This window comes from Curtobacterium sp. C1 (genome assembly GCF_021049325.1).
In the GTDB taxonomy this organism is placed as follows: domain Bacteria; phylum Actinomycetota; class Actinomycetes; order Actinomycetales; family Microbacteriaceae; genus Curtobacterium; species Curtobacterium citreum.
This window is the reverse complement of sequence record NZ_CP088076.1, coordinates 1566490-1584279: the sequence shown is the minus strand read 5'-3', so window position 1 is coordinate 1584279 and position 17790 is coordinate 1566490. Positions and strand designations below refer to the sequence as shown.

Here is a 17790-nt window from a genome sequence, read left to right as displayed (position 1 = left end):
GACCGGCCGACCGGGGCCGTTAGGTGCGAGACGGAAAAGTTCTAGCCGGCCGCGACCGCGCTCGGGGTCGACGCGTCGTGCACGGCCCGCGCGACCCCGGCTGCGGCGTTCGCGGCGACCCGGGCGAGGTAGGCGCTGCGTCGGGCGGCGGTGGTCCGGGAGACCGGTTCGACGGTGGTGCCGTCGCCGTAGTGCTCGGCCAGGCCGTCGCGCAGCAGGCGCATCGCCTCGGAGCGCTGCTGCGACACGGCGGAGTGGGTGATCCCGAGCTCGGCGGCGACCTCGGTCACCGAACGGTCGCCGAAGTAGACGTTCTCGACGACGAAGCGCATCCGGTCCGGCAGCGCGGCGACCGCGGCGCGCAGGTAGCGGCGCTTCTCCGCGGCGAGCAGGTCCTCGCCCGGCAGCGGCTGGTCGGCGGCCAGGGTGTCGTGCACGGTCTCGTCGATGGGCCCCACGGAGCGGCCGGCGTCGGACATCGCGTCGGCAGCCGTCTGCCGGTCCACGCCCATCGCGTCCGCGATCTCCTGCACGCCCACGGAGCGACCGAGCCTGGCGGACAGGGCCTCCTGCGTGGCGAGGGTCTCGCGGATGCGCTTCCGGGTGCCGCGGGACGCCCAGTCGGCGCTCCGCATGTCGTCGGCGATCGCACCGGCGATCCGGGTCCGGGCGTAGGCGCCGAACGGGACGCCGAGCGTGGGGTCGAAGGCCTCGGCTGCGGCGACGAGCGCGAGGGAGCCGACGGCGGCCAGGTCGTCACGGTCCAGGTGGGTGGCCCGGGAACGGACGTCGGCGACGATGTAGCCGACGAGCGGCAGGTGCTCCACGATCATCGCGTTGCGTGCGTTCCGGTCCATGCTGTTCCCCTGGTCGACCTGCGTGAGTACCGACCCGTCCGTGGGCCGCTCCCGTCCGTGGGCACGACGAGCACCGGCCTGCTGGTGGCCGGTGTGTACGCCGAGGACCGCGCGGTTCCCTCCGCGCGGCGCCCGCATCCCTGCGATGCGGTGCGCGGGGATGTCCCCCGCGCTGCGGTTCGAATGTATCGGCTGGCAATCGCCTGAGGGGGGCTTCAACCGACCCCAGTGCGGGGGTGCATCAGGCGTTCCCGCGTCGGCATTTGGGGGGACCTCCGGCAGGGAACGGGCGTTCTTGTCCCCCGTTCCGGGTGACACGACCACCGGCCTGGAGGCACGGGTCGGCTCCGCCCCGCCGGCTGCGGTCCGGCGTCGGCTTACGGCGGCGTCGGGCGCGTCGATAGGCACCCCTGTCCACCGGAAGGCGGACCGGACGACCCACACCGAACCCGATCGACCCGACCCCCGGGAGGAGCTGATGAGCGTGAACGACCTGTCCGCCGTCCTCTGGCGCGAGCGTGAACTGCTCGAACTGCTCACGTTCAAGCTCGAGGAGGAGCAGCTCCTGCTCGCCGCCGGGCGCTCCCGCTGGGTCTCCCACGCCAGCCGCGAGGTCGAGCAGGTCCTCGAACGCCTCCGCAGCGCCGGACTCGAACGCGCCGCCTCGAGCGCCGTCGTCGCCGAGGAGTGGGGTGTCTCCCCCGACGCTCCCCTGCGCGACGTCGTCGCCGCGGCGCCGGACGGCCCCTGGGGCGAGATCCTCGCCGCACACCTCGGCGCCATGGTCGAGCTGACCACCCAGATCGGCTCCCTCCGCGACGAGAACGACCGCTTCCTGCGCGCTGCCGCCCAGGCCACCGAGGAGACCCTCGCGGGGTCGGTCACCGGCGCCGCGACGTACGACGCGTCCGGTGTCCCCGCTGCCGGGTCCGAGCGCGCCCGCCTGTTCGAGGGGACCCTGTAGCACCGTGGTGAGCACCTTCGGATCCCTCGCGACCGCGTACTCCGGCCTGTCCGCCGCCCGCGCGGGCATCGACGTCACCGGGCAGAACATCGCGAACGCCGGCACCACCGGGTACACCCGGCAGCGCGTCACTCAGTCGTCCGTCCCCGTCGTCCAGACCGGTTTCGTGCACGGCACCGCGGCCCTCGCCGGCCAGGGCGTCTCCGTCGACGGCATCGCCCGGCTCGGCTCCCTGACGCTCGACGCCGGCCTGCGCGTCGCGACCGGCTCCTCGGCGTGGGCGCAGACCCGCGCGACGGGCATGTCCGCGATCGAGGACGGCACGAACGAACCCGGCAAGGACGGTCTCTCCGCGAAGCTCGACGCGTTCTGGTCGTCGTGGGGCGACCTCGCAGCGCACCCGGACGACGCCGGCGCGGCCTCGACCGTGATCTCGAGCGCGACCGCGGTGGCCTCCGCCCTGGCGGCGGGATCGAAGGCGGTCGACGCGCAGTGGACCACGACCCGGGCGACCGCGGCCACCCAGGTCGGGCAGCTCAACGACGCGGCGGCGCAGGTCGCCGACCTGAACGGCCGGATCCGCGGGACCCTGGCGTCCGGCGGCAGCGCGAACGAGCTGATCGACCAGCGCGACCAGCTGACCCAGCAGATCGCCGGGCTCGCGGGCGGCATGGTCCGGGCGAACAGCGACGGCACGGTCGACGTGCTCCTCGACGGGAACGCGCTCGTGCAGGGCAGCGACGCCCGTACGGTGCAGCTCGCCGGCGACACCCGGCTCGGCGGCTCCCAGGGCGTCCGGCTCGAGTGGGCGACCGGCAACGCCGGGACCGTCGCGCTCGGCGGCGGCTCGATCGGCGGCGCGCTCTCGCTCCTCGCCCCCGCATCCGGCGGCACCGGCGGCGCCCTGGCGGAGGCCGCCGCGTCCTACGACGACGTGGCCACGCGCCTCGCGACGACCGTCAACGCGGCGCACGCGCAGGGCACCACCCCGGCGGGGACCACCGGCGCACCGTTCTTCGCCCTCGCGGCCGGGACCGGCGCGGCCCAGGGCCTGTCGGTCGTCCCGACGGACGGTTCCGGCCTCGCGACGCGGAACGCGGCGGGACAGCTCGACGACTCGTTCGCCGACACGCTCTCGCGACTCGGCACGGCCGCCGGGGGGCCCGACACGGCCTGGGCGACCTTCGTGGCGGGGGTGGGCAGCGCCTCCAGGACGGCCACGTCGGAGGCGACGCTCACCGGACTCGCCCTGACCAGCGCGCGCACGCAGCAGCAGTCGGGCGCGGGTGTCGACCTCGACGAGGAGAACGTGAACCTGCTGAGCTACCAGCACGCGTACCAGGGCGCGGCGCGCGTCCTGACCGCGGTCGACGAGATGCTCGACACCCTCATCAACCGCGTCGGACTCGTCGGGAGGGGCTGACCGTGATCACCCGTGTGACCACCCAGATGACCATGGCGGCCGCCGGCGAGCGGCTGCAGGCGAACGCGGCACGCGTCGCCGAGGCGACGCAGCGCGCGACGACGCTGCAGGCGATCGCGAAGCCGTCCGACGACCCGGTCGGCACCGGCTCGTCGATGCAGGTGCGGAAGGAGCAGGCCGCCGCCGCGCAGTACACGCGCAACGCGAACGACGCCGTGGGCTGGCTCGCGACCACGGACAGCACGCTGTCGAGCGCCTACTCGGTGCTCGGCAAGGTCCGCGACCTCACCGTGCAGGCGGCGAACTCCGGCACGATGGGCGACACCGACCGCGACGCGTTCATCACGCAGTTCCGCGCGCTCAAGGCCGACCTCGAGGCGACCGCGAACGCGACGTACGGATCCCGGTCGGTGTTCGCGGGCTCGTCCACCGACGCCGCCGCGTACACGCCGGCGACCGGCTTCGCGACGGCGACCACGCCCGTGCAGCGCCGGGTCGGGGACGCCACGACGATCCGCGTGGACACGTCCGGCGCCGCGGTCTTCGGGACGGGGTCGACCTCGGCCTTCGCCGTGATCGACGGCATCGTCGCCGACCTGCAGAACGGCGTGAACGTGAACGCGAAGCTCGACGACGTCGACACCGCGATCGACGGCGTGCGCTCGGCACAGGCGGACGTCGGGGTCCGGCACGCCGCGGCCCTGTCGGCGCAGGACGCGCTGAAGAGCACCTCGGTCACCCTCGAGAACCGGCGCTCGGGCATCGAGGACCTCGACCTCGCCGGCGCCGTGCTCGACCTGCAGGTGCAGCAGACCTCCTACCAGGCAGCCCTCGCCGTCACCGCGAAGGTCCTGCAGCCGACCCTGATGGACTACCTCCGATGAGCATCGACCTGACCTTCCCCGTCCCGCCGTTCGGCATCGGCCCGTCGCCGGTCTTCTCGCTCGTGCCCGTCGAGGGCGTCGAGGGCCTGTTCGGCCTCGTCGGCGAGGACGCCCGGCTGTTCCTGCTCGACGCCGCGGTGCACCTGCCCGACTACGCCCCGGAGCTGACCGACGAGCAGGCCGCGACGATCGGCCTGACCGACCCCGCCGAGGCGATGCTCCTCGTCGTCGCGAACCCCGGCGAGGGCGGCACGACCGTGAACCTGCTCGCCCCGGTCGTCGTGAACGCCCGCACCGCCGTCGGCGCGCAGTTCATCCTCGAGGACCAGGACCTGCCGCTGCGCGCCGAGCTCGCCGCGCGGTAGGCGCACCGGGGGGACAGCACCCGCCGGTGCTCCCACTCGGGCCGGGTACCGTCTGCCGCATGGCTCGACAGCAGAAGAACGAGGCGCTCGTGCCCATGCCGCCGGCCCCGATCCGGCCCGACGACCGCGACGACCAGGACGGCCGCGTGGCTCCGGGGCGCCAGTCCGGGTGGGTGAAGATGCTCGACCGGGTGATCGCCGTGCAGCGACCCGTGGTGGTCGCGCACGTCAACGCCCTGCGCCGCCGACACCCGCAGGCGAGCCCGGCGGAGATCATCCAGATCCTGGAGCGGCAGTACCTCACGGCCGTGACCACCGGCGGTGCCGCCGTCGGCGCGAGTGCGGTCATCCCGGGCGTCGGCATGGCCGCGGCCCTCGGGCTGAGCGGCGCGGAGACGGTCGGGTTCCTCGAGACGACGGCGCTCTTCGCCCAGTCCGTGACCGAGGTGCACGGCATCGCCCTCGACGACCCGGAGCGTTCGCGCACCCTGGTGATGGCGCTCATCCTCGGCGCGCCCGGCACGCAGCTCATCAAGCAGCTCGCCGGACAGGCCGCCGGCGGTCAGGTCCGCACGGCGTTCTGGGGCGAGATGGTCACGTCCACGCTGCCGAAACAGGTCGTGAGCGGCATCGGCGGCAAGGTCCGCGACCAGTTCGTCAAGCGGTTCGCCGCCCGGCAGGGCACGTCGATCCTCGGCCGAGCGCTGCCGTTCGGGATCGGTGCCGCGGTCGGTGGCCTCGGGAACCACGCGCTCGGGCGGAAGGTCGTCCAGGCGGCACGCGAGGGCTTCGGCATGCCCCCGCGCCACTTCACCCTGGTGCTCGAGGCGAAGCCCACCAAGGAGTCCAAGGCCGCGCAGAAGGAGCTCACCGCGAAGGGGCGGTCCCGCCGCCGCGCGCGTCGGGACGAGGACCTCTGGTCCGACACGCCGGCGCGCGACGCCCTGGACTGACCCCCGGACGGACGGGAGGCACGTGGCGACCCCGCCCCGTGCCTCCCGTCCGACCGCTGGTCGCGACCGCGTCAGCTGCGCCGCACCGGCGTCCGGACCACCTGACCGGCGTGCGCGAACCCGCCGCCGAACCCGAACAGGAGCGTCGCCGCGCCCTCCGGCAGCTCGCCGCGCGACCAGGCCTTCGACAGTCCGAGCGGCACGCTCGCAGCCGAGGTGTTGCCGGACTCGACGACGTCCCGGACCACGAACTTGTCCTGCCCGCCCAGGGCCTCGACCAGCGGCTCGATGATCCGCAGGTTCGCCTGGTGGAACGCGAACACCTCGATGTCGTCGAGCGTCATGCCCGCGGCCTCGACGACGGCGCGGGCGTGGCCGGCGGCCTCGGTGATCGCCCAGCGGTAGATCGAGCGGCCCTGCTGCGTGAAGTACTCCGGGTCCTTCGTGACGAGCACCGCCTCGTTCAGGTGCGGCACGCTCCCCCACGACACCGGCCCGATCTCGGCGGTGTCCGAGGCGCCGAGCACCGCGGCACCCGCACCGTCGCCGACGAGCACGCACGTCGACCGGTCGGACCAGTCGGCGATGCTCGACAGCGTCTCCGACCCGATGACGAGCGCGGTGTCCGACGCCCCGACGCGGATCGACTGGTCGGCGAGGGCCATCGCGTACTCGAAGCCGCTGCAGGCCGTGTTGATGTCGATCGGCGCCGGCCCGTTCGCCATGCCGAGCGCCGCGGCGACCCGGCCGGCGGTGTACGGCGCACGGTCACGGTGCGTGGTCGACGCGACGATGACGAGCCCGATGTCCGACGGTTCGAGTCCGGCGTCCGCGATCGCGTTGCGGCCGGCCTCGATCGCCATCGACGTGACGGAGTCGTCGGGGCCGGCGATCCGACGGGTCTTGATGCCGGTGCGCGTGGTGATCCACTCGTCGTTCGTGTCGACCATGGTCGAGAGCTCGTCGTTGGTCAGGATGCGCGCGGGCTGGTGGTGTCCGAACCCGAGGATCCGGCTGCCACGGAGTGCTGGGGTGTCCATCCGCGGCACGCTACTCCCCTCGGTGCCCTCCACATGCCCGAGCAGGAATGCGCCTCAGTCCTTCCGGGCGGCTGCGGTCGCGCGGTCGTTCGCCTTCTTGATGGCCTCGATCAGCTCGCCCTTGTCCATCGTCGAGCGGCCGTGCACGTCCAGGCGGCGTGCGACCTCGAGCAAGTGCTCCTTCGTGGCGTTCGCGTCGACGCCGCCCTGGGTCTCGCCGGAGCCACGGGTGCCGGCAGCGCCCTCGTCGGACGGGCCGGCGGACTCCTTGGCCTCCCAGTGGTCACCGACCTTCTCGTACTCGTGCTTGACCGCGGCGAACGCGGTCCGGTGCGCGCGCTCCCCCAGTCCGTAGGTCTCGTTCGCGGAGTCGAGCGCCGCGGCGTACACGTCCTGCGCGTGCTGCGGCGACCGGCGGAGTGTGCTGGGGATCTCGTCCTTCGCGGGCATCGGGGTTCCTCTCGTGGTTCGGGCCGTCGTCCTGACCTTCCGTTGTACCCCGCACCGAGACCGGTACCCTCAGGGCCTGGCGCGCCCAGCGCCCCGGGCGTAGACCGGGGCCATGGACTACAAACACCTCGGACGGACAGGGCTGTCGGTGTCACGGGCGGTGCTCGGCACCATGAACTTCGGACCGGAGACCAGCGAGGACGACTCCCACGCGATCATGGACCGGGCGCACGAGCTCGGCGTGAACTTCTTCGACACGGCCAACGGCTACGGCGGCTCGGTGGGCAAGGGTGCCACCGAGGAGATCATCGGCCGCTGGTTCGCGAAGGGCGGCGGCCGCCGCGAGAAGACGGTCCTCGCCACGAAGGTCTACGGCGAGATGATCGACTGGCCGAACGGCGGCAAGCTGTCGGCGCTCAACATCCGGCAGTCGCTCGACGCGTCGCTGCGCCGGCTGCAGACGGACCACGTCGACCTGTACCAGATGCACCACGTCGACCGGGACACCCCGTGGGACGAGATCTGGCAGGCGATGGACCTCGCCGTCGCACAGGGCAAGGTGCTCTACGTCGGATCCTCGAACTTCGCGGGGTGGCACATCGCCCAGGCCCAGGAAGCCGCGCGGCACCGCAACTTCCTCGGGCTCGTCAGTGAGCAGTCGATCTACAACCTCGTCGTCCGCGACGTCGAGCGCGAGGTCCTCCCGGCCGCCCGGCACTACGGCCTCGGGCTCATCCCGTGGTCCCCGCTGCAGGGCGGGCTGCTCGGCGGCATCATCGAGAAGACCGAGCAGGGTTCCCGTCGGCTGAGCGGCCGCAGCGCCGAGTACGTCGAGGGACACCGCGACCAGCTGTCTGCCTACGAGTCGTTCGCGAAGGAGCTCGGGCACACCCCGGGTGAGCTCGCCCTCGCGTGGCTGCTGCACCAGCCGGGCGTCACCGCCCCGATCACCGGCCCGCGCACGATGGAGCAGTGGGAGTCCGCCGTCCGCGCGACCGACATCCGCCTTGACGACGCGGCGCTGGCGCGGCTCGACGAGCTGTTCCCGGGGCACAAGACCTCACCGGAGGACTTCGCCTGGTGACGTGACCCGGCGGCGCACCTCGCGCCGTGGTCGCGAGCACGGTACGGAGGCGCGGTGCGGGTCGGACCCGCACCGCGCCTCCCGTCCGTCACCCGCCCGCGACCCCGCGCGCTCCCGCCAGCCGCCCGCCCCGAGAACGACGACGGGCCCCACGCCTGCTGTGTGCGCGGGGCCCGTCGTGCGGGAGGTGCGGTGTCTAGCGGACCGACACCGGGGTCTTGTCCGACTCCTCGTAGAGGACGTAGCCCTCTTCGCCGTGGACGGCGGTGTCGATGCCGGCGACCTCGTCCTCGGTCTTGACGCGGAAGCCGATGGTCTTCTCGATGGCGAACCCGATCACGAAGGCCAGGACGAACGAGTACAGGCCGACGGCGAGGGCGGCGACCGCCTGCTTGCCGAGCTGCTCGAACGAGCCCGAGTAGATCAGGCCGGTCGTGTTGGCGAAGATGCCCAGGTAGAGCGTGCCGAAGATGCCGCCGACCAGGTGGACGCCCACGACGTCGAGCGAGTCGTCGAAGCCGAGCTTGTACTTGAGGTCGATCGCGAAGCAGCAGACCACACCGGCGAGGAAGCCGAGCAGGATGCCCCAGCCGGGGGTGAGGGCAGCGCAGGCCGGGGTGATCGCGACGAGACCAGCGACGGCACCCGATGCGGCACCGACCGACGTGGCCTTGCCGTCCTTGAGCTTCTCGATGAGCAGCCAGCCGAGGATCGCGGCGGCCGGGGCGGCGAGGGTGTTGACCCAGGCGAGCGAGGCGATGCCGTCGGCGGCACCCTCGGACCCGGCGTTGAAGCCGAACCAGCCGAACCACAGGATGGCGGCACCGAGGAGGACGAAGGGCGGGTTGTGCGGCTTGTGCGCACCCTTGGCGAAGCCGACACGCTTGCCGAGGACGAGCGCCAGGGCAAGACCTGCAGCACCGGCGTTGATGTGCACCGCGGTCCCACCGGCGAAGTCGATGACGCCCCAGGTGGCGAACATGCCCGAGGTCAGGTTGAAGACCCACGAGGCGACCGGGAAGTACACGACCGTGACCCAGACACCGGCGAAGATCATCCACGCGCCGAACTTCGCACGGTCGGCGATCGCACCGGAGATGAGCGCGACCGTGATGATCGCGAAGGTCGCCTGGAAGCCGACGAAGGCCATCGACGGGTACGACGCGTTGATCTTCGACGCGATCGACTCCTCGAACGCCTGGCCGAGGCCGATCTGGTTCCAGTCGATGCTGAAGAAGCCGACGATGCCCGCGACGTTCGTGCCGGCGCCGTGGTTGGCGAAGGCGATCGCGTAGCCGTAGAGCACCCACAGGACGCCGACGAGGGCGATCGCCCCGAAGGACATCATCATCATGCTGATGACGGACTTGGCCTTCACCAGACCGCCGTAGAAGAAGGCCAGGCCGGGTGTCATGAACAACACCAGCGCCGCCATGATCAACACGAATGCCGTGTTGCCCTGATCAAGCATCTGTTCACCTCTCGCGAATGCAGGCGGCTCTCGGTTCCGCCTCGGGTGCTGATGAGTCTGGCGAGGCGAGGTTTCACGAGGGAGCACGAACTGTTTCGTGGGTGTAACGCGGTGGGCCGTTCTGTAAACGTCGTGTTTCGGGGAGCAGGACACCCCCCGGACGGGAGGCGCGTGGCGGCCCCGCCACGTGCCTCCCGTCCGGTGGGTCGCCGGCCCCGCCAGCCGCCCCCGTCAGGCGGCCGCGGTGGTGGTGGCCGTGGCGTCCGTCAGTCCGCGGCGCGCGACAGCGCGACCACGCGCGACGCGGCGCGCAGGTACTTCTTCCGGTACCCGCCGTCGAGCATCGCCTGCGGGTACACCTGGTCGAGCGGCGTGCCGGACGCGACGATCCGGACCTGCGCGTCGTACAGCCGGTCGACGAGCGCGACCCACCGCAGCGCGTCGGTCTGGTCGGTGAACGCCGCGACGTCGGTCAGGCCGACGGCGTCGAGTCCGTCGACCAGCGCGACGTACTTCGAGGGGTGCACCGACGCCAGGTGCGCGACGACGGACCGGAAGTCGTCGAGCGTGGTGGCCCCGGTCGGCAGCGCGGCGGGGACGTCGTCGACCGTCCGGGCGTGCTCGTCGACCGCGCGGCGTCGGTAGTCGAGCCCGTCGATCCGCATGGTCTCGAAGCGATCGGACATCGCCTGGATCTCGCGCAGGAAGTCCTGCGCCGCGAACCGGCCCTCGCCGAGCGCGCCCGGCGGGGTGTTCGACGTCGCCGCGAAGCGGGTGCCGGTGTCCGCCAGCTCCTTGATGAGCCGGGTCATCACCATCGTGTCGCCGGGGTCGTCCAGCTCGAACTCGTCGATGCAGACGAGCGCGGTCCCGCGGAGCAGGTCGACCGTGCCCTGGAACCCGAGCGCACCGACGAGCGCCGTGTACTCGATGAAGGTGCCGAAGGTCTTGCGGGACGGCTCCGCGTGGTACGCCGCGGCGAGCAGGTGGGTCTTGCCGACGCCGAACCCGCCGTCCAGGTATACACCCGAGCGCGCCGGCGCCTCGGCGGGCTTGCGGCGACCGAACAGGCCGCGCTTCGCCGGCTCCGGCCGGGTCGCGACGAAGGCCTCGACCGCGTCGCGGACCGCCGCCTGCGAGGGGTACTCCGGGTCCGGTCGGTAGCTCGCGAACGAGGCGTCCGCGAACTGCGGCGGCGGCACGAGCGCAGCGGCCATCTGCTGCGGCGTCACCTGCGGGTCACGGTCGACGAGGTGTGCAGGCAAGTGGGCCCCTCCGGGAAGCATGTCGTGCGGTGTCACGTTGCAGGTGGCGGACGGCACGTTGCGCGTACCGTTGCCCGCGGGCACCGAGGACCGATCCTAGCCTCGGCCGCCCCGTTCGTCCCGCACCCTGGAGGTACCCCCGATGACCGCACCGGTCGACCCGTCCGAGAAGTTCGCCGCCTACGCCCACCCGGAGCGCCTGGTGTCGACCGAGTGGCTCCAGGAGCAGCTCGACGCCGGGACCCCCGACCTCGTCGTCGTGGAGTCCGACGAGGACGTCCTGCTCTACGAGACGGGCCACGTCCCCGGAGCGGTGAAGATCGACTGGCACACCGACCTCAACGACCCGGTGCAGCGCGACTACGTCGACGGCGGGGCGTTCGCGCGACTCGTCGGCGGCAAGGGCATCGGCCGCGACACCACCGTCGTGATCTACGGCGACAAGAACAACTGGTGGGCCGCCTACGCCCTCTGGGTCTTCACGCTCTTCGGGCACGAGGACGTCCGCCTGCTCGACGGCGGCCGGGCGAAGTGGATCGCCGAGGACCGTGCGCTGACGACCGACCGCCCCGAGGTGACCGCGGTCGACTACCCCGTCGTCGAGCGCCACGACGAGCTGGTCCGGGCCTTCAAGGACGACGTGCTCGCGCATCTCGGCAAGCCCCTGATCGACGTGCGGAGCCCCGCCGAGTACGACGGCTCGCGCACCACCGCCCCCGACTACCCGGAAGAGGGAGCCCTGCGCGCCGGCCACGTGCCGACCGCCGTCAACATCCCCTGGGCCACCGCGGCCGCACCGGACGGCACCTTCAAGTCGCGCGAGGAGCTCGACGCGGTGTACCGCGACGGTGCCGGGATCGGCGACGCGGACGAGGTCATCGCGTACTGCCGCATCGGCGAGCGGTCGAGCCACACCTGGTTCGTGCTGCAGCACCTGCTCGGGTACGAGAACGTGCGGAACTACGACGGGTCGTGGACCGAGTGGGGCAGCGCCGTCCGCGTCCCGATCGCCGTCGGCACCGAACCGGGTACCGTTCCCTCTCGATGAGCACCGAACTCCCCCGTTCCCTCGCCGAGATCCGCGACGACTTCCTCGAGCTCTCGCAGCAGGACCGCCTCCAGCTGCTCCTCGAGTTCTCCGACGAGCTCCCCGCGCTGCCCGAGCGACTGCAGGGGCACGAGGACGAGCTCGAGCGCGTCGAGGAGTGCCAGTCCCCCGTGTTCATCACCGTCACGGTCGGGGCCGACGGCGATGCCCCGGACGTCGTCCGCATGCACGCGACCGCCCCGCGCGAGGCACCGACCACCCGCGGGTTCGCGTCGATCCTCGCGCAGGGGCTGTCCGGCCTCACCGCGTCCGAGGTCCTGGCGGTCCCGTCGGACTACCCGCTGACGATCGGGCTCAGCGAGGCGGTCAGCCCGCTGCGCATCCGCGGCATGGTGGGGATGCTCGGTCGGGTGCAGCGGCAGGTGCGGGCGGCGGTCGCCGCCGCCTGATCCGCACCCCCTGACGGACGGGCGCGCCCCGCTCAGCGGCGGCGCGGAGCGACGCGCGGGGCGCGCCGACCGAGCCTGCGAGGGAGGGCGGTGCCAGCTGGCCCCGGCCTCCCGTCCGTCGTCTCGTCGCATACGAAATTCCGCATGCTGGACGCTGCGATGGGGCCTGTGCCAGGATCGAGGGGTCATCGGGGGGAGACGACATGGCGAAGATCCACGGCAACGATCCGACGGGCTACTCGTACGGCGACGCCGACACGCTGAAGACTGCGGCGCGCAGGCTCGCGACGTCGATCGACGGCCAGACCGGCGCACGGTCCACGGCGGTGACGAACGCGGAGCGGGAGTTCCGGGGGTACTTCTCCGAGGTCTTCGCCGACAACGCCGGCATCGCCTCGCGCAGCGCCGGCAAGCTCTCCGAGGCGCTCTCCTCACTCGTCGGGTTCGTCGACGAACTCCGTCAGGCGGCGGAGCAAGAGGACCGACGCCGTGCCGACGCCAAGGCGTGGGAGGCGCGGAAGCGGGAGCGTGAGGAGAACTTCTTCGTCGGTGCGGCGCACGAGGTGTCGACGTGGTTCGGTGCCGAGGACGACCCGAAGCCCCCGGAACCGCAGCCTGAGCCCCAGCTCCAGGCCGATGCCGTCTCGGTGCGCGGTCGTACGATCCCGACGGCCGGAGGCGGCAGCGGAGGCACGTCGTCAGCGGTGCCGGCCGATCTCCGCTCCTTCGCGTCGAGCAGCAGGGGGGCCGACGACTCCCTCGCCGGCGCGGTGTCGTCGTTCCGGAACGCCCTCAGCGACTACGAGTCCGGGTGCAACACCCGATGGGGCACGCTGCACGCGCAGTCACTCGTGACCGCGGTACAGGACTGGCTTACGGACAACGGGCACGACGCGGCTTGGGCCGACACGGTCGCCGCGCAGTTCGAGGCCGCGGGCGGCGGGAACGGACCCGCCACGCTCTCGGACGCCTCGATCGCCGCGGCGCTGGCCGCGGCAGGCGTGGCGGTCGGACGCGACGACTTCACCATCGGCCCGTTCTCCGCGATGGGTACACCGCCCACGAACGGGTTCGCCGACGACCCGGTGAACACCGCGACGGGGAACTTCCTCGAGCCAGAGGACGACCTGACGTTCGGCGGTGCTGCGGCGTCCCTCCGGTTCTCGCGGACGTACAACTCGCTCGACGACCGGGTGGGGTCCTTCGGTCTCGGTTGGTCGTCGGTGCTCGACATCCGGCTGGAGCTCAGCGACGAGCTGGCCTCGATCGTGCTCGAGGACGGGCGCCAGGTCGACTTCCCCCGCGAGGGCGACGGTTGGGGTCGCGGCGTGGGGCAGGACCTCTGGCTCCGTCGCGATGGGACCACCCTCGTCGTCTCGGACAACACGGGGGGTCGATGGACCTTCTCCGCCGCCGGTGTCTGGCTCTCTGCCGGACGTGGCTCGGGCACGGGCGTGTCCGCTCTCCGCGACGCCGACGACCGGATCACTCGACTCGAGCACGAACTCGGTCGTGCGCTCGACGTGGAGTACGAAGGCGACCGCGTCGTGTCAGTTTCAGCGTCCGATGGCCGGCGTGTGCAGTACCGGTACGACGATGCGCGTCGCCTCGTCGCCGCGCAGGACACCGTCGGCGCGCGACGCTACCGGTGGAACGACGCCGGCTTGATCGACCAGGTGACCGCCGCGACGGGCGTCATCGAGTGCACCAACACGTACGACGACCGGGGGCGTGTCGTCGCACAGCGCACTCCGTTCGGACGCACCGTCCGGTTCTCCTACCTGCAGGGCAGGGTGACGTCGGTCTCGGACGCTGACGGCAGCAACGCGAACACGTGGATCGCCGACCGGAAGGGCCGGGTCGTCGGGATCATCGACGCCGACGGTGCGCGTCAGTCGATGTCCTACGACCGCCACGGCCACCTGGTGTCCGTCACCGAACGCGACGGGTCGGTGACGGTGCACGGGTACGACGACCGCGGACGCCGCACGCGCACCGTGACCCCGGACGGCGCCGACGTGACGTGCGGGTACGACGACCAGGACCGGCCCACCACCGTGGTCACCGCAGACGGCGCGATCGTCGAGTACGAGTACCGGGGCGACGACCGGAACCCTTCCGTCGTCACCGATACCGACGGCGGACGGACGCTCCTCGAGTGGCGCGCCGGGCAGTTGGCTCGCTGCACGGACCCGACCGGTGTGGTCGTCACGTTCCACCACGACGACCACGGCGACCTCGTCGCGATCGAGGATGCCGGCGGGGGGACGGCGTCCTTCACCCGGGACGCAGCTGGGCGTGTCGTCGAAGCGGTCACCCCCCTCGGCGCCTGGACGACGTACCGATACGACGCGGCAGGCCTGCTGACCGCTCGCGAAGCTCCCGACGGCGGCGTGTGGCGGTTCGAACACGACGATGCCGGGCGCGTGATCGCCACCACGGATCCGACGGGCTCCCGGACGGCCGTGGAGTACGGCACGCACGGCGAGGTCACCGCGACCATCGACCCGCTCGGCCGCCGCATCACGACCCTGTTCGACGACCTCGGCAACGTCTCGGCCGTCACCCTGCCCGACGGGGCGGAGTGGCGGTTCGTGCACGACGCGCTCTCGCGGTTGCGCACCGTCATCGACCCCGCAGGCGGTTCGTGGAACCGTGAGTACGACGCCATCGGCGCCGTCGTGGCAACCGTGGACCCGACCGGTGTCCGCACAGCTGCCGAGCGGAAGCGTGCCGACGGCACGACGATCGTCAGTTCCGCGTTCGAGGACGTCAGTGTCCGCACCGATGCGCTCGGACGACCGATCGGCCTCCGGCAGGGAGACGGCTCCACCACCGTGACCGTGCGTGATGCGGCTGGAAGGATCGTCGAATCGCTGGACGGTGAGGGTGGTCTGACCCGCATCGAGCGCGACCTCGCGGGCCGGATCATCGCCGTCACGACGCCTGCGGGTCGGACGACGACGTACACGTACGACCGGTGCGGGCGTCCGGAGACGGCCACGGACCCGCTCGGCGGCCGGACGTCGCTGCGGTACGACGCCGACGGACGCGTCGTCGAGCGGACGGATGCGAACGACGACGTCGAGCGCACCGAGTACGACGCGGTTGGTCGGGTCACCTCCGTCGACGTCCCTGGCTTCGGGATCATCCGGTACCGCTACGACCGGGCGGGACGTGTCGTCGAGGCACGGGACCCGCGATTCGGTCGCCGCTCGTTCCGGTACGACGCGGCGGGGCAGCTGGTCGCGGCGACCAACGGCCTCGGCGGGGTGACGCGCTACGAGTACGACGCCCGCGGGCGGCTCGTCCGCACCACCGATCCGCGCGGAGCAGTCACGACGCGGACCTACACCGAGCTCGACAAGGTCGCCAGCTCGACGGACCCCCTCGGCCGCACGACGAGCGCGACGTACGACGCTGCCGGTCGCCAGATCTCCCAGACGGAGCCCGACGGCACCGTGCTTCGGTGGGAGTACGACGCAGCCGGTCGAGAGACGGCCCAGTACGTGGACGACGCACTGGTCGCTCGCATCGAGCGCGACCCGCGCTCGCGGACCGTGACCATCTCCGACCACACCCGACCGGACGTTGCCAGTGCCCACCTGCTGGAGTACGACCGGCGGGGTCTCCTCGTCCGCCGAGTGACGGACGGTCGAGAGACGCGATGGACGTACGACGCGGACGGCCTGCGTACCTCGGTGCACGCGCCGGACAGCTCCGTGACGCGCATCGAGCGTGATCCCGCGGGTCGGCCGGGCACCGTCGAGCAGACCGCGTTCGGCGCCGTCCATCACGAGTACGACGGCGCCGGACGACTCACGGCGGTGCGCACGGCAGGGACGAGCGACTCCTGGTCGCACGACCGCGGTTTCGTCGTCGGACACACCAGCTCCGACGGGGACTCGACGGCGACGACACGACTGACCCGCGATCGAGACGGTCGGCTCGTCGGGATCGAGCGACCGGGCACGACGACGGTCTACGAGCATGACGCAGCGATGCAACTCGTCCGTGCCGGCACCGACGGAGTGGAGACAACGTGGTCCTACGACGCCGCTGGCCGACTCGTCGTCGAACGCACCGAGAACGGCACCCGCACGTACGAGTACGACGACGCAGGTCAGCTCGTCGCGGTGACCGGCCCCGAGGGGCGGACTGCGCACGAGTACGACGCCCGCGGCCAACGGGTCCGGAGCACCGCCCCGGATGGCAGGGAGACCAGGTACTCGTGGGACGGGCGCGGGTGGCTCCGACTGATCGCATCGGGCTCCTCGAGCACAGCGATCCACGTGGGCGCGCTCGGCGACCTGGTCGACGTCGACGGGATGCGGCTCGACTGGGATGCCGCTGCCGCCGTTCCCGCCTTGCTGACAGTCGACGACTCCCCAGTGTTGCGCACGCCCACCGGACTGCTCGGTAGCCCGGACGGCACAGGACCATCAGGATGGCGAGCGGCCCGTAGGACTTCGGACACTGATCCGTGGCAGCTCCTCGCCTCCTTCTCCGGAGAACCCGAGCGCGCACTCGCGTTCGGCGCGGACGGAACACCCGTGGTGGCGGGACTCGAGTGGATGGGTGCACGTGCGTACGACCCCACGACGCGTGGATTCCTCTCCACCGATCCGATCACCGCACCAGCGGGAGCGGTCTGGGGCGCGAACCCGTACTCGTTCGCCGGCAACGATCCGCTCCATGCGCTCGATCCTCTCGGACTCGCACCGGTCACCGATGCCGAACTCGAGGCGTACGCCGCCGCCGAGCAGGGGCCGCTCGCCCGCGCGGCAGCGGCCACCGGCGACTGGTTCAAGGACAACTGGGAGTACGTCGCCGGCGGGGCGATGGTCGTCGCGGGTGGCGCCCTCATGCTCACCGGGGTCGGCGGCCCACTCGGCGGCATGCTCATCGGCGCCGGGGCGGACACGATCATCCAGAAGGCCACGACCGGAGAGGTGAACTGGGGCCAGGTCGCCGTCAGCGGAGCCTTCGGAGCGGTCGGCGGCGGCCTGGGCGCAGCGATCGGCAAGCACTTCGTCGGGAACGCCGTCGAGGGCGCCGTCGAGAACGTCGCGAACACCGTCGTCAGCGGTCAACCACTCACGCCCACAGACCTCCTCGGTTCCGCCACTGAAGGTGCTGCGATGTCGGCTGCGACCGGTGGCACGATGTCGAGGCTGCACCTGCCGACGTCCGTGTCTAAGCTCCGCGATGACGTTCCGGCGCCGAAAGTGCCAGACGGCAAGTGGTTCTTGAAACGACCCCTCCCGTCATCGCCGGACGGAGTTCGTCTGCCAGAGTCGGCGTATCCACACACTCAACTCGGCTGGCGTAAGAGCAGTCACGGACCTGACTATCCTCAGGCGCGCGAGTGGGACGGCGACGGAGAGATCGTTCGAGACATCGACTTCACTGACCATGGCTCTCCAAAGATCCACCCCAACCCGCACTATCACACCTATGAGCCGAACGCGACCGGTGGCACTCGGACGCGGACCAAAGCAGCTCGGCCGCTGTTCTGATCGGGAGAGATACCAATG

Annotated in this window: 14 protein-coding genes; 9 read left to right on the top strand and 5 right to left on the bottom strand. The window is 71.8% G+C overall.

Translation table 11 applies throughout. From position 1 onward, the window contains the following. Positions 1 to 41 precede the first annotated feature (41 nt). A complete protein-coding gene (locus LQK89_RS07650) occupies positions 42 to 857 on the bottom strand; it encodes a sigma-70 family RNA polymerase sigma factor (protein WP_180225228.1) in 816 nt (271 codons plus the stop codon). Between the two features lie 478 nt (positions 858 to 1335). Between LQK89_RS07650 and LQK89_RS07645 the strand changes: the two genes are divergently transcribed. From LQK89_RS07645 to LQK89_RS07625, 5 genes are read left to right on the top strand one after another with little or no spacing between them, the layout of a single operon-like run. After that, positions 1336 to 1821: a flagellar protein FlgN gene (locus tag LQK89_RS07645; protein WP_058741151.1), complete on the top strand. Its 486-nt coding sequence runs from the start codon at positions 1336 to 1338 to the stop codon at positions 1819 to 1821. Positions 1822 to 1828: 7 nt separating this feature from the next. Then, positions 1829 to 3244: a flagellar hook-associated protein FlgK gene (flgK, locus tag LQK89_RS07640; protein ID WP_231050641.1), complete on the top strand. Its 1416-nt coding sequence runs from the start codon at positions 1829 to 1831 to the stop codon at positions 3242 to 3244. A gap of 2 nt (positions 3245 to 3246) precedes the next feature. Continuing rightward, positions 3247 to 4128: a flagellin N-terminal helical domain-containing protein gene (locus tag LQK89_RS07635; protein WP_174778426.1), complete on the top strand. Its 882-nt coding sequence runs from the start codon at positions 3247 to 3249 to the stop codon at positions 4126 to 4128. After that, positions 4125 to 4493: a flagellar assembly protein FliW gene (gene fliW / locus LQK89_RS07630; RefSeq protein ID WP_231050640.1), complete on the top strand. Its 369-nt coding sequence runs from the start codon at positions 4125 to 4127 to the stop codon at positions 4491 to 4493. Before LQK89_RS07635 ends, fliW begins: the two co-directional genes overlap by 4 nt. Before the next feature lie 59 nt (positions 4494 to 4552). Further along, complete coding sequence (locus tag LQK89_RS07625; RefSeq protein ID WP_231050639.1) at positions 4553 to 5446, top strand: hypothetical protein; 894 nt, start codon at positions 4553 to 4555, stop codon at positions 5444 to 5446. A 71-nt stretch (positions 5447 to 5517) separates the two neighbouring features. On the opposite strand, the gene LQK89_RS07620 is transcribed toward LQK89_RS07625, so the two are convergent. Together LQK89_RS07620 and LQK89_RS07615 are read right to left on the bottom strand one after the other, a co-directional pair. Further along, positions 5518 to 6486, bottom strand: a complete 969-nt coding sequence (locus LQK89_RS07620) for a beta-ketoacyl-ACP synthase III (protein ID WP_180225224.1) — start codon at positions 6484 to 6486, stop codon at positions 5518 to 5520. A gap of 54 nt (positions 6487 to 6540) precedes the next feature. After that, a complete protein-coding gene (locus LQK89_RS07615) occupies positions 6541 to 6936 on the bottom strand; it encodes a ChaB family protein (RefSeq protein ID WP_231050638.1) in 396 nt (131 codons plus the stop codon). Positions 6937 to 7048: 112 nt separating this feature from the next. Between LQK89_RS07615 and LQK89_RS07610 the strand changes: the two genes are divergently transcribed. After that, the gene (locus tag LQK89_RS07610; RefSeq protein ID WP_231050637.1) at positions 7049 to 8020 is read left to right on the top strand and encodes an aldo/keto reductase; all 972 of its coding nucleotides are present in this window, start codon (positions 7049 to 7051) and stop codon (positions 8018 to 8020) included. A gap of 196 nt (positions 8021 to 8216) precedes the next feature. On the opposite strand, the gene LQK89_RS07605 is transcribed toward LQK89_RS07610, so the two are convergent. Beyond that, positions 8217 to 9491, bottom strand: a complete 1275-nt coding sequence (locus LQK89_RS07605; RefSeq protein ID WP_058743398.1) for an ammonium transporter — start codon at positions 9489 to 9491, stop codon at positions 8217 to 8219. Between the two features lie 266 nt (positions 9492 to 9757). Then, a complete protein-coding gene (gene zapE / locus LQK89_RS07600; protein WP_373682784.1) occupies positions 9758 to 10777 on the bottom strand; it encodes a cell division protein ZapE in 1020 nt (339 codons plus the stop codon). 121 nt (positions 10778 to 10898) lie between these two features. On the opposite strand from zapE, the gene LQK89_RS07595 reads away from it, so the two are divergent. The 3 genes from LQK89_RS07595 (at position 10899) to LQK89_RS07585 (ending at position 17772) form a co-directional block, all read left to right on the top strand. After that, positions 10899 to 11804 carry a sulfurtransferase gene (locus LQK89_RS07595; protein ID WP_231050636.1) on the top strand — a complete coding sequence of 302 codons (906 nt, stop codon included), beginning with the start codon at positions 10899 to 10901 and terminating at the stop codon, positions 11802 to 11804. Continuing rightward, complete coding sequence (locus tag LQK89_RS07590) at positions 11801 to 12253, top strand: SufE family protein (RefSeq protein ID WP_141861374.1); 453 nt, start codon at positions 11801 to 11803, stop codon at positions 12251 to 12253. The genes LQK89_RS07595 and LQK89_RS07590 overlap by 4 nt, the downstream gene beginning before the upstream one ends. Positions 12254 to 12456: 203 nt before the next feature. Next, positions 12457 to 17772 (top strand): DUF6531 domain-containing protein, encoded by a 5316-nt coding sequence (locus tag LQK89_RS07585; RefSeq protein ID WP_231050635.1) that lies wholly within the window; start codon positions 12457 to 12459, stop codon positions 17770 to 17772. Positions 17773 to 17790: the final 18 nt, after the last annotated feature.

Excerpts from the sequence above, each read along its gene's own strand:
- LQK89_RS07590 (WP_141861374.1), top strand. The coding sequence starts at position 11,801 with ATGAGCACCGAACTCCCCCGTTCCCTCGCCGAGATCCGCGACGACTTC.
- LQK89_RS07625 (WP_231050639.1), top strand. The coding sequence starts at position 4,553 with ATGGCTCGACAGCAGAAGAACGAGGCGCTCGTGCCCATGCCGCCGGCC.
- LQK89_RS07650 (WP_180225228.1), bottom strand. The coding sequence starts at position 857 with ATGGACCGGAACGCACGCAACGCGATGATCGTGGAGCACCTGCCGCTC.
- LQK89_RS07620 (WP_180225224.1), bottom strand. The coding sequence starts at position 6,486 with ATGGACACCCCAGCACTCCGTGGCAGCCGGATCCTCGGGTTCGGACAC.
- fliW (WP_231050640.1), top strand. The coding sequence starts at position 4,125 with ATGAGCATCGACCTGACCTTCCCCGTCCCGCCGTTCGGCATCGGCCCG.
- LQK89_RS07585 (WP_231050635.1), top strand. The coding sequence starts at position 12,457 with ATGGCGAAGATCCACGGCAACGATCCGACGGGCTACTCGTACGGCGAC.
- LQK89_RS07595 (WP_231050636.1), top strand. The coding sequence starts at position 10,899 with ATGACCGCACCGGTCGACCCGTCCGAGAAGTTCGCCGCCTACGCCCAC.
- LQK89_RS07605 (WP_058743398.1), bottom strand. The coding sequence starts at position 9,491 with ATGCTTGATCAGGGCAACACGGCATTCGTGTTGATCATGGCGGCGCTG.
- LQK89_RS07610 (WP_231050637.1), top strand. The coding sequence starts at position 7,049 with ATGGACTACAAACACCTCGGACGGACAGGGCTGTCGGTGTCACGGGCG.
- zapE (WP_373682784.1), bottom strand. The coding sequence starts at position 10,777 with ATGCTTCCCGGAGGGGCCCACTTGCCTGCACACCTCGTCGACCGTGAC.
- LQK89_RS07615 (WP_231050638.1), bottom strand. The coding sequence starts at position 6,936 with ATGCCCGCGAAGGACGAGATCCCCAGCACACTCCGCCGGTCGCCGCAG.
- LQK89_RS07645 (WP_058741151.1), top strand. The coding sequence starts at position 1,336 with ATGAGCGTGAACGACCTGTCCGCCGTCCTCTGGCGCGAGCGTGAACTG.